Raw genomic sequence first — 12,550 nt, 5'->3', positions numbered from 1 at the left:
CCGGGGATTGATTCTAACAGGTTCTAAAAGTCTATAAAAAGCTTGTTTTCAGGTTTTCCATTTTCTTAGGTTATGTGCGATGGATAATAAGCCGATTTCGACCTCGGCCTTGGACATCCCTTTCAGCAGGAATCGTCTGAAGCCATGGTTATGCTTTAATTGGGCGAATACCGGTTCCACATCGGCCGGCCTTCGTTTCCTGAGGTTGATACCCTGTTCTGTATTCAACCGTTCTTTGGCTGCCTGTTTATGTTGTCTTAGGCTGTGGTTGATCTCAACGACCCGGTTACCCTGTGTAGTATGGCAAACACCACGCATCGGGCAACCTTCACAGTTCTGGGCACGGTAACGGCTGATCAGTTGTACAAAACCAGATGAAGTGACTCGCTGACCGTTACCGATATGCGCCATCCATTGACCTATCGGACAAACAAGGTAATTCTCCGCTTCGTTATAATGCAGGCTGTCGTTACTGAACGCTTTGATACCGTCCTTTTGTTCCTTATCGAACGTATTGTATTTGATGTAAGCCTCAATGCCTTTTCGCGCTAACACACCGTAGTTCTCATCCGATCCGTAGCCGGCGTCGGCAACAATGGCTTTGGGCAGGTCTTTATATAAGGCTTGGTATTGTTCAATATGGGAAGACAAGGTTTGGTAATCGGTTGAGGTTTGATGCAGGGTATAATTAAGGATGAATTGCTCCTGGGTGGATATCTGCAGGTTATAGGCCGGCTTAAGTTGTCCGTTCAGCATATGGTCTTCCTTCATCCGCATGAAGGTGGCATCCGGGTCGGTCTTTGACATGCTGTTACGGCCGGCTAATAACTTTTCCTGCTCGTCATACCGTGCCAGGCTCTCCGGCCAGTGCTTCTTTGCGTAGTTCAGCTTTTGCTTTACTTTTTTGTCTACGTCTTCTTTATCATCTAAGGCTGCATTGATCTTTGAGATGGTTTCCTTTACTTTCTCCGGGTTGATCTCACTATATTCCAAGGGCGCTGTATCTTTTAGTTCTTCGGCGGCAATGCTTTGCGCATAACCCCACAGTTCATCAAGCTGGGCTTTCATCTTATCTTTATTCGCCTTGATGTTTTTGCCCCATACGAAGGTGTACTTGTTCGCCGCTGATTCGATCTTGGTACCATCAGTAAAAACGGCTTCTTTCAAGGATACGATACCTTCCTGCTCGAGCAGCAACACGATTTGTGAGAAGATCTGCTTTAAGACGCCTGACAACTTCTCGCTGCGAAAACGGTTGATGGTGTTGTGGTCGGGCTTTTTCATCCCTAAAAGCCACATGAAGTGTACGTTCTGCGCGGCCTGTTCTTCCAGTTTGCGTGAGGAATAAGTATTGGTCAGATAGCCGTAAACCAGCAGCTTCAGCATCAGCCGGGGATGGAAACTTGACGCCCCGCCGCCTTTGTACTTCCGGTTGATCGGTTTGACATCTACCGCGTCCACGACCTGTTTAACGATACGGACCGGATGACCTGTCGGTACCAGTTCCTCCAGTTTGTACGGTAAAAACGTTAACTGGTCTGGATCATATTCCTTAAAGACTATCTTGCCTCCCATGCCTTTAAGATACCAAAAATATCCTAAAACAATAAGAGGCTGCCCTTTTGAGACAGCCTCTTGTTATTTAATATAGAAAGACTAGCTATCTATCATTGTAAACTAATAAATTTTGGTTTGATAAGCGTAGAAGAAATCTTTAATCAAATTTTACATTCACGCTGCCGTTTGAGGCGTAAGCTTCTATTAAAGCGCCGCCACCATTAAGCTTTCCTTCAATACGGTCTTTCTCCTGCCTGCCATCAAAACTGCCATTAATCGCAGCATTTACCCGGCTACCTTTCAAATTCAAATCCAAGCCTTTTTGCTGTGGTAACTGTACATCAATATGGCCAGCACTGGTGTTCAGTTTTATATATTTACCCATTTCACGCATTTGTACATGAATGCTGCCGGAGCTAGTGGCTCCTTCCAGGTTGCAGGCTAATGCGGTTAAATCAATGCTACCGCCAGAAGTGCTAGCTAATAATTTTCCTGATATATCATCTCCGTTTACGCTACCACCACTGGTTGATGCATCAATATCACCTTTTAGTTGGTTGAGCTTAAGTGAGCCTCCGCTAGTAGCTAGTTTTATAGTACCTGTACAATTGCTGGCTGTAATGCTTCCACCACTAGTAGTTAGTTCAATGTACTGTTGTGAGTTGGTAACATGAATACTTCCACCACTGGTGCTGCCCTTTATTTTTCCAATTACTTGGTTGACGTGTAAGCTGCCACCGCTGGTTACAAAGTTCTGCTCGCCGGTAAGATTAGTAAGGTGTATGCTGCCACCAGCGGTAGTTAGGTTGGTAGCTACCATTTGCGGTACATATATTTTAAAGCCAATACTTACCGACTTGCGCCAATCTGTATTGTCATGCTTTCTTTCAGCTTTTGCATGTAGTTCGTGATTGTTATCCGTAATTCTTAACGTATAGTATTCTTCCATACGTTGTTTTAGTTCCTCTTGGGTTAAGTCCTGGTTATTATTGGGAACAACATACACTTCTATCCGGGCTTGTGAGGGCTCAACGCCGCTAACCTGTATGCTACCGCCTTCCGTACTCACTAAAACTTCTTTGATAGCCTTGTCTGATAAAGATTGTGTTAAATAAGGTACTTCACTCCAATGATTTTGAGCAAGTGTCGCTAGGCTGTTACAAGCCATGAAAGCAATAAGGATAAACTTTTTCATATTTGCTGATTTTAGTTTTACGATGTAAGAACTTATTTACCAATCATATAAAAACAGTGCCTTTTGATTAACTTGTTGAGGATAAGTATATTATATTGAATGTGATTTTATTAGACGTTCACAAGTAGTACAGTGTTGTTCGGTTTTGAAACAATTTACCAGCCACATAACTGTCTATAAAAAGGGCTTGTTTCTATTTGATGCTAATGTTGTCAAATAGGAACAAGCCCTTTTACTAAATATATAAGATTAGAGTTTTAGTAGTATGCTAACTATGCATTTCTTTTGCCAAGAACTGACCCGTAAAGCTTTCCTTTACTTTACATAAACCTTCAGGGCTGCCTTTGTATAAAATCTGGCCTCCACCTGATCCACCTTCAGGACCTAAATCAATTACATGATCCACTACCTTAATTACATCTAAGTTATGTTCAATTACCAATACGGTATTGCCTTTATCAACCAGCTGTTGTAAAACGCCCAGTAATACGTTGATGTCCTCAAAGTGTAAGCCGGTAGTAGGTTCGTCCAAAATATAAAAAGTGTTGCCGGTATCTTTTTTAGATAGCTCAGTAGCTAATTTTACGCGCTGAGCTTCGCCACCTGAAAGGGTTAATGAAGATTGACCTAGAGTAATATAACCTAAACCTACATCGTTCAACGTTTTTACCTTACGGTAAATAGAAGGAATATGCTCAAAAAATGCAGTAGCATCTTCAATACTCATATCCAGCACATCACTAATAGATTTTCCTCTATAACGTACCTCTAGTGTTTCACGATTGTAACGCTTGCCGCCACATTCTTCGCAAGGTACCTGAACGTCGGGTAAAAAGTTCATTTCAATTACCTTTAGGCCGGCTCCTTGGCAGGTTTCACACCTTCCGCCCTTTACGTTGAAGGAGAAGCGACCAGGTTTATATCCCCGAATTTTAGATTCAGGTAATTGCACGTACAAAGCACGAATATCTGAGAAAACCCCAGTATATGTAGCTGGATTAGAACGTGGCGTGCGACCAATAGGGGTTTGATCAATCTCGATTACTTTATCTAAATTCTCCAAGCCTTCAATCTTTTCATAAGTTAAAGGTTGTTTTTTAGCTCTGAAGAAATGGTGGTTCAGGATAGGGTATAAGGTTTCAGTAATCAGGCTGGATTTGCCACTGCCTGATACACCGGTAACCCCAATGAATTTGCCTAATGGAAATTGTACCGTTACTTTTTTCAGGTTATGGCCGGTTGCTTTTTTCAGCGTTAAAAACTTACCATTACCCTCACGGCGCTTTTTAGGTATTGCAATTTCACGCTCGCCGTTTAAGTAAGAAGTGGTTAAAGTATGTGCCGACATCAATTGCTGCGGAGTACCTTCAGCTACTACTGCTCCGCCATGTACACCAGCAGCCGGGCCCATGTCAATCACGTAGTCGGCTTCCAGTATCATATCTTTATCGTGCTCAACTACCAGAACCGTGTTGCCTAAGTCGCGCAAATTTTTCAAGGCTTTAATCAAACGGTCATTGTCGCGCTGATGCAAGCCAATACTAGGCTCATCCAGAATGTACATTACATTCATTAACTGTGAGCCAATTTGTGTAGCTAAGCGGATACGCTGCGCTTCACCGCCTGATAATGTGCGGGCTGTGCGGTCTAAAGTCAAATAACTCAAGCCTACATCCAGCAAAAAGCCAATACGCGCGCGTATTTCCTTCAATATTTCGCGGGCAATGATATTTTGGCGCTCGTTTAAGCGGTCTTCCAGATTAATGAACCAGGTTTGCAAGGTTTTAATATCCATGCAGGCCAACTCAAAAATGTTCTTTTCATCCACTTTAAAGTGTAATGACTCTTTTTTCAGGCGGGCGCCACTACATACCGGACAGGTTTTCAGTACGCGATAAGCTTCCAAGTCGTCTGATACTTCTTCACCTTTACGCTCCTGTTGTTCTTCCAGCATACGTATTAGGCCATCAAACGTTACCTGGTAGTTCTGTACGTTCCATTTATTGTACTCTACCGCAACCGTTATAATTTCGTGCGAACCATTCAGGATAATATCCAATTTTTCGCGTGGTATTTTTTCAATAGGTACCGATAATGAGAAATCATACTTTTTGGCCAGCGCTTTAAGCACATGAAATATCCACGTTTCTCGATACTCACCAATTGGAGCTAAGCCTCCGTTGATGATGCTTAGTTTCGGATCAGGGATTACAGAAGCTTCATCCACCACGAAAATATAACCTAAACCATCGCACTTTTCACAGGCACCATAAGGCGAGTTAAAAGAAAAGGTATTAGGCTGTGGTTCATCATATGAGATACCGGATACCGGATCCATCAAGTATTTACTGAAATAGGAAACATTATTATCGCGATCAGCAATACGAATAATGCCTTTGGCAATTTTTAAGGCCGATTGTACCGAAGTGTATAATCTTTTGCTGTCCTTTTCGCTAATTACCAAACGATCAACCACAATATCAATATCGTGTATTTTGTAGCGGTCAACCTGCATTTTTGGCTCCACATCCATGATAGCGCCATCTACATACACTTTAAGGTAGCCCTGTTTACGTATCTGCTCAAATAGCTCGCGATAGTGACCTTTACGACCTTTTACCACTGGGGCAAGTATATTAACCGGTTGCTCGTCAAACTTGTCCATAATGGTGCGCAGAATCTGATCTTCACTCATGCGCTCCATTTTGTGGCCTGTTACATACGAATACGCCTCGCCTGCACGGGCATACAGCAGGCGCATAAAATCGTAAATTTCAGTAATAGTACCTACAGTTGAACGTGGGTTTTTGCTGGTCGTTTTTTGCTCAATAGCTATTACCGGACTCAGGCCTGATACTTTATCTACATCCGGCCGTTCCATACCGCCCATAAACTGGCGCGAATAGGCCGAAAAAGTTTCCATATACCGGCGCTGACCTTCGGCATAAATTGTATCAAAAGCCAAAGATGATTTGCCGCTACCACTTAAGCCGGTAACCACTACAAGCTGGTTACGCGGAAAAGAAACATCAATATTTTTTAAATTATGTACCCGGGCACCGTACACTTCCACTTCGCTTTGTTCGCCCAGATCAACTGTTTTTTTGCTCATATATTTGTTCGTCACAAGTAATAAACTTGTATTTGGCAGCGAAGTTTCGCGCTGCCGTAATTATCTCAAAAAGAGCCGCAAATATACGTAAACAGGGTCGCTTGTACAATGTAAGTAACCCTATAAATGCTAATTTTATTAGTTGAGTGTCAGGATCTCGTCGGGCTTTAATAAAGCAATAACAGGTTCGGTGTTAATTGGCTCGGGCTTATCTAACACGTTTTTAATAGCAGCCAATTTATACACATAAGTACCTGTTTCGTAATTAAGGTGCATAGCAGCATAATTACCTTTGTTTCTGTGGTTAATGGCGTGTTTTATGCGTGGTGAACCACCATTAAAAGCAGCGGCAGCTAAAGTCCAGCTATCAAATTGTGCATACAGTTCTTTCAGGTACTTGCAAGCGGCAACAGTTGATTTTCGAATATTCATCCGCTCGTCTTTTGACCTATTTACTCTTAAGCCATATTCGCGGGCTGTGCCGGGCATAAACTGCCAAGGACCAACTGCACCTCTGTGGGATTTACAATGAAGATCAAAGCCCGATTCTAATAAAGGAATGTACTTGAAATCTTCAGGAATGCCATAACGCCTTAATATAGGCTCAATAACATGAAGCCAACGATTGGCTCTTTGCTGTATTGCAGTTGAAGTGAGATGGTGGAGATTACGCCGCCAAGCTGAACGCTTTAAACGATGCTTGACTTTCACATTTTGCGCCGGTAGTTCTTCGTTGGCAAACTTTAGTGTGGTTTTCTCTTCTTGTGTTTTCTCTTCCTTTTTGCCCGATATATAGTCGGTAATTGCACTACTGTTTTTCAAAGGCTTTTTGCAGGGAACACTGCAAATGCTAAGCTTCGAAGTGACAAACAGCACTAACATTACGGAGCACGTAATTAAGTGTTTTTTAATCATCCAGATTCTTTTAGTTAAACAAATAGGTTTAGGAGTGTGGCAAAGGTATAAAAACATTGCAGATAATCAAATACTTAGATTGGCTTAGTGTTTGGCGTGTGTTGGAAAGTTTTAAAAACAAGCATTTTAGGGGTGATAAAGACTGTTTTTGCTTGTGGAAAAAATTTAAATTACCATGCAAATTCTCTACCTTTGCTGTCTTGCTTTTAAGGCTTTAATAAACACATATGGTATTTAAAAAACCAGGGAACAGTCGCGACGACAAGTCCAGAAATACATCCGGCAGGCGTGCCGGCAGCGGTAATAATCCATCCTCTGCATCTTCTTCACGCACCCGAAATTCATCATCTTCATTTAAAAAATCAGATAGTAATGCGCCGCGTAAACGCTTTGCTGAAGAAGGTGATAAAAAACCGTTTTCTTCTTCCCGCCGAACAACATCTGGTGGCTCTAATGCTGAAGATAAATCAAAAGGGTCATTCGGTGATCGTAAATCTTTTTCCTCTCGTGGAGGTAACGATAATAGGGGTGGAGAAGGCAAATTTAGAAGTAGCGGTACAGAACGTAGCTTTAAAGGTACTAAAAGTAGCTCTTTTAAATCCAGACCGGAAGGAAATGAGGAGAGTCGTGATAAACGGTTTAGTAAACCTGACAGGCAGAATCGTGAAGGCGGCTTTGGAAATAAACCTTATCGTGAACGCAGTAAGCCACAACGTGCTTCAGAAAGCTTTAAATCGGAAGAATTTACTGAAGAGCGCCCAGCTAAAATAATGCGTGGTCGCAAAAAGCCGGCTGAGGCAGATGATAAGCATCTGATTCGTTTAAATCGTTATATCTCAAATGCTGGTATATGCTCGCGTCGTAAAGCTGATGAACTGATTATTGCAGGTGTAGTAAGTGTAAACGGGGAAGTTGTATCAGAACTAGGTCATAAAGTTGATCCGGCTAAAGATGTAATTCGCTACAATGGCGAAACATTGAAGCGTGAAAAGATGGTTTATGTATTGCTGAACAAGCCTAAAGACTATATTACTACTACCGACGATCCTCAGGAACGCCGTACGGTAATGCACCTGGTTGAAAAGGCTAGCCGCGAACGCATTTACCCGGTAGGCCGTTTAGACCGCAATACTACCGGCTTATTGTTGATGACCAATGATGGAGAGCTGGCTGATAAGCTTTCTCATCCACGCAACAACATTACTAAAATTTATCAAATAGAGTTAAACAAAAACTTAACTCAGGGCGATTTGAACAAAATATCTTTTGGTTTGGAACTGGAAGATGGTTTGATTAAGCCGGATATGGTTACCTATGTTCAAGGCGGTACCAAGCGCGAAATTGGTATACAAATACATAGCGGCAAAAACCGTATTGTGCGCCGTATATTCGAACACTTAGGTTACGAAGTCGTAAAACTTGATCGTGCTGTATATGCCAATCTTACTAAAAAGGATTTACCTCGAGGCCGTTGGCGCTATCTGGACGAAAAAGAAATTATACAACTGAAGCATTTAATTCAGTAAATTAAAAAGGCCCTGATTGCTTAATCAGGGCCTTTCTTGTATCAGGCAGTTTAAAGTTTTGTATTACGTTACCAGTATATGGTAAATTAACAACCCTGTGTTTTGGTAACTATTAACTATCTGTAAAGGCATCCAGTTCTTCCTGTAACTTGCGTTCGCCAACTTGTTGGCGCCACATGGCGTAGTATAAACCTTTTAGTTCCAGCAATTGCTGATGATTGCCTACTTCGGCTACACTGCCATTTTCTAATACGTAGATGCGGTCGGCATACATAATAGTACTCAAACGGTGTGCAATAATTAAAGTAATGCGGTTTTTTAAAGCCGATATGTGCTGTACTGTTTTGGTGATTTCTTCTTCAGTAATCGAATCTAATGCTGAAGTGGCTTCATCAAACAACAAGATATCAGGATGGCGCAATAAGGCCCGGGCTATAGAAAGTCGCTGTTTTTCACCACCAGATATTTTAACGCCGCTTTCGCCAATGAGGGTATGAATGCCGTTGTCTGCACGAGCCAGCAAGTTTTGGCAAGCTGCTTTGTTTAATGCAGCTATGCATTCCTCATCGGTAGCATCGGGTTTTACAAATGTTAGATTATCCTTTATGGTGCCCGAAAACAACTGGGTATCTTGGGTTACAAAGCCAATACGCCTGCGCAGCATATCCAGATGGTAGCTGTCGCTGGGTATACCATTATATAAAATCTGACCATCAGCCGGCTGGTACAAGCCAATTAATAATTTAATTAAAGTGGATTTACCTGAACCTGATGGACCAACAAAGGCTACTGTTTCTCCTTTATCGGCATAAAAAGAAATATCCTTTAAAGCATAGCGCTTGGTAGAAGCGTATTTGAAAGCTACGTTATCAAACGATATCTGGTTAATCAAGGCCGCGTCGGCTGGTTCGTCAGGTACAGTTTCCAAAGGCATATTCATAATGCGCTTAAAGTTGGCGATAGAAATTTGTGCTTCGCGCCAGGTAAGCGCCATATGTCCGAACTCTTGCAGTGGGCCAAACAGCAAATAAGCATACAATAAGAAGCTAAAATACTGACCGGCAGAAATTTCTTTATCAAAAATCAGGATCAGTAATACTACTACCATGCTACTGCGTACAATATTTACGGTAGTGCCTTGTACAAAACTGAGCATACGCAACAGCTTGGTTTTGGCAACTTCCAGTGTTAATATTTTGAAAGTAGTATTGTTCAGCCGGTTTATTTCTTCATCGGCCAAGCCATAGCTTTTTACCAGTTCAATATTGCGTAATGATTCGGTAGTACGGCCAGCCAACACCGAGGTTTTCAAAACAATAGCCCGGTGAATAACCCTGATTTTTCGAGAAAGTGTCCAGCTGAGCCAGGTAATAATCGGTACAGCTATAAAAAACACCAGCGTTACTTTATAACTTATACTTAATGAGTAAATGGCAATGAAGATGATGCCGAACAAAGTCATGAAGCTAACGTTGATAGTTGCTTTTACCAAGTTTTCTATATCACTCCTGATGCGCTGTAACATACCCAGCTTTTCGCCGCTACGTTGTTCCTGGTGTGCATAGTAAGGCATAGCCAAGGCATGTTTCATACCATCTGCATATACTTCGGCGCTGGTTTTCTGTGCAATGGTAATAGTGTAATAGTCTTGCACATTATTAGCTATGCGCGAAAAAAGAGCAGCTATAGCAGCCAGCGTAATTTGCCACAATATGCCCCTTACATAATCATCACGTTCAAACTGCGCGCGCTTAATGATATAATTGTCAACAATACGACCGGTAATAAACGGATCAATTAGGGCAAAGCATTGGTTTAATGCTGTCATGAGCAAGGCCAGCAGCACAGTCCATCGGTGTTTTTTAAGGTATGATAATAATAACTTCAATATGGGTGCAAATGATCAGTTGAATAAATATAACGCAGTAATATGAAAAATACTTGCAAGCTCTTGAATTTTTACGAAAAATTCAATTATTAGCTACTTCTTTACGAAAACGTAAAATTCTGAATTAAATTTTACAATTCAGAACCAATTGCTGCAATAAAGTACTTTTTGTCAGTTGTGCGAAATGCTTATGAAACATAAATAGCTATCCACCAGAGTACAGTTAAATATGTTAGATAATAATAATTTTATATGAAACTAATAACCAGACAAACGCTTTAACCCTAAAGCCGTTTATATTTGCACGTCACCATCTGCAAAATTCATGAAAATACTATTTGCTATACAGGGAACGGGTAACGGGCATATTAGCCGTGCTCGCGAAATTGTACCCCTGCTACAGCAATATGGTGAAGTGGACTTATTAATAAGTGGGACCGAAGCCGAAGTATCCTTATCACAGCCACTCGCTTATAAATTTCATGGGTTTAGTTTTGTGTTTGGCAAAAAAGGCGGTGTAGATAAGTGGGCTACTTTCAAACGCATGAATTTGTGGCAGCTTTGGCGCGATATGCATAACCTGCCCTTGAGCCATTATGATTTAATTGTGAATGATTTTGAGCCGGTAAGTGCCTGGGCCTGCCGCTTGCAAAAAATACCTTCAGTTTCGCTAAGTCATCAATGTTCTTTTGTTTCGCCCCAAACACCACGGCCTGCACGCTGGAACTATGCTGAGTGGTTGTTTAAATATTATTCGCCTACTACCCACCACATCGGCTTTCATTTTGAACGCTATGCCGATTTTATACATACCCCTGTTATTCGTAGTGAAATACGGCAGCTAGAGCCGGTTAACAAAGGGCATTATACCGTATATCTGCCAGCTTATGATGAAAAGACATTGGTAAAATGCTTGAGCAAAACACAGGTGCAATGGCATATATTTTCTAAGCGGCAAAAAACTTTCTACCAAACAGGTAATATTCAAATATATCCGATTGATAATGCTAAATTTAATCAAAGCATGGCGAGTTGTGAAGGCTTGTTAACAGGTGGAGGTTTTGAGGGCCCTGCTGAAGCATTGTATCTGCAAAAGAAAGTACTGATGGTACCCATGACGGGGCAATATGAACAGCAATGTAATGCTTTAGCGGCCTCACATATGGGTGTGCCAGTTATCCCAGCCATTAATAGCACCACCTTGCCGATTATCAACCAATGGATTGCAGATGATAAACGGATAAAGGTTGATTTTCCGGATGAAACAGCTCAGATAGTTGATCGGATGGTAAAGCAGTATGCCCGACCTCACACTGTTTTAGCTTAAACATTTTGCGTAATATTGCCGCTTAAAATGCAGCAGGCATGATTAATATTTTCCGGACCTTTAATCCGCTTAACATTTTCTGGTTAGCAGTGCTGCTGTTTATAATGCGGGCTGGTTATGTTTTATATGCGCCCGAAAAAGTGCAATTAGCTTTAGCCGAACCTTTTGTAAAATCCATGCTGCCGGTTAGTTATGCTGATACAGTGTCGCCAGGTTTTAGCGTTTTACTGGCTGGTATAGTAGTGTTAGGGCAAGCCTTGCTGCTTAATTATCTGATTAACTATTACAATCTATTAGGTCGTCCAAGTTTTCTACCAGCTTTAATGTACATTGTGCTTTCGGGCTTGTTTCAGCACTTTTTAGTATTAAGCCCACCGCTCATCTGTAATTTCTTTATCATTTGGCTGTTGTTTAAACTTCTGGACTTTTATAAGGCAGAAGATGCCAAAACTACTGCTTATGATGTAGGCATGATTGCAGCAGCCGGTACGCTTATCTATCTGCCTTTTGTGTACCTGATGGTATGTGTATGGATAGCACTCATTATTTTTCGTCCGTTTGATTGGCGTGATTGGGCTGCCAGCCTGATCGGTTACGCTACCGTATTCTTTTTTATTGCTGTGTTTTACTATTTGAATGATCGTTTGAATCATTTTTATCAGATATGGACACCGCTGGGTACTCCTTTTACTGGTATTGCCTTGCTAGATAAGTATGACTTCTTGTTGCTTATTCCTGTTATCATTATTGTGATTTTAGGTTTGTTCAAATTGCAGGAAAACTTTTTCAAAAGCTATGTACTGATACGTAAAACTTTCCAGCTTTTATTCTTCTTTTTTATTATTGCGGCTTTCTCCTTTTACGTGCGACCAGCTTTTGGTCTGAGTCATTTTTTAATCTGTATAGTACCTGTAGCTGTATTTTTTGCCTACTATTTTCTGTACGCCAGTAAACGCTGGTTTTATGAAACATTGTTTTTTTTGTTGTTAATAGGTATTATTTACTTCCAGTTTAACACTTTTTAACTTTT

At 41.3% G+C, this 12,550-nt stretch carries 8 protein-coding genes; 3 read left to right on the top strand and 5 right to left on the bottom strand.

Translation table 11 applies throughout. The features are described 5' to 3' along the window. Nucleotides 1-48: 48 nt before the first annotated feature. From HH214_RS07320 to HH214_RS07305, 4 genes are all read right to left on the bottom strand, one after another. Nucleotides 49-1,575: an IS1182 family transposase gene (locus tag HH214_RS07320; RefSeq protein ID WP_169606335.1), complete on the bottom strand. Its 1,527-nt coding sequence runs from the start codon at nucleotides 1,573-1,575 to the stop codon at nucleotides 49-51. Between the two features lie 139 nt (nucleotides 1,576-1,714). Next, a complete protein-coding gene (locus tag HH214_RS07315) occupies nucleotides 1,715-2,752 on the bottom strand; it encodes a DUF4097 family beta strand repeat-containing protein (protein WP_169606700.1) in 1,038 nt (345 codons plus the stop codon). Nucleotides 2,753-3,020: 268 nt separating this feature from the next. Beyond that, nucleotides 3,021-5,864: an excinuclease ABC subunit UvrA gene (gene uvrA / locus HH214_RS07310; protein WP_169606699.1), complete on the bottom strand. Its 2,844-nt coding sequence runs from the start codon at nucleotides 5,862-5,864 to the stop codon at nucleotides 3,021-3,023. Nucleotides 5,865-6,002: 138 nt separating this feature from the next. Further along, a complete protein-coding gene (locus HH214_RS07305; protein WP_169606698.1) occupies nucleotides 6,003-6,686 on the bottom strand; it encodes a lytic transglycosylase domain-containing protein in 684 nt (227 codons plus the stop codon). Between the two features lie 320 nt (nucleotides 6,687-7,006). On the opposite strand from HH214_RS07305, the gene HH214_RS07300 reads away from it, so the two are divergent. Then, the gene (locus HH214_RS07300) at nucleotides 7,007-8,305 is read left to right on the top strand and encodes a pseudouridine synthase (protein ID WP_169606697.1); all 1,299 of its coding nucleotides are present in this window, start codon (nucleotides 7,007-7,009) and stop codon (nucleotides 8,303-8,305) included. A 112-nt stretch (nucleotides 8,306-8,417) separates the two neighbouring features. Here HH214_RS07300 and HH214_RS07295 read toward each other — a convergent pair whose 3' ends face one another. Beyond that, the gene (locus tag HH214_RS07295) at nucleotides 8,418-10,193 is read right to left on the bottom strand and encodes an ABC transporter ATP-binding protein (protein ID WP_169606696.1); all 1,776 of its coding nucleotides are present in this window, start codon (nucleotides 10,191-10,193) and stop codon (nucleotides 8,418-8,420) included. A gap of 325 nt (nucleotides 10,194-10,518) precedes the next feature. On the opposite strand from HH214_RS07295, the gene HH214_RS07290 reads away from it, so the two are divergent. Both HH214_RS07290 and HH214_RS07285 read left to right on the top strand, forming a co-directional pair. Continuing rightward, the gene (locus tag HH214_RS07290) at nucleotides 10,519-11,520 is read left to right on the top strand and encodes a glycosyltransferase family protein (protein ID WP_169606695.1); all 1,002 of its coding nucleotides are present in this window, start codon (nucleotides 10,519-10,521) and stop codon (nucleotides 11,518-11,520) included. 38 nt (nucleotides 11,521-11,558) lie between these two features. Beyond that, on the top strand, nucleotides 11,559-12,545 hold the full coding sequence (locus tag HH214_RS07285; protein WP_169606694.1) for a DUF6427 family protein: 987 nt from the start codon (nucleotides 11,559-11,561) through the stop codon (nucleotides 12,543-12,545). The last annotated feature ends 5 nt before the right edge of the window (nucleotides 12,546-12,550 follow it).

Source organism: Mucilaginibacter robiniae (assembly GCF_012849215.1).
Classification (GTDB): Bacteria; Bacteroidota; Bacteroidia; order Sphingobacteriales; family Sphingobacteriaceae; genus Mucilaginibacter; species Mucilaginibacter robiniae.
This window is presented reverse-complemented; position numbering and strand designations above follow the sequence as displayed.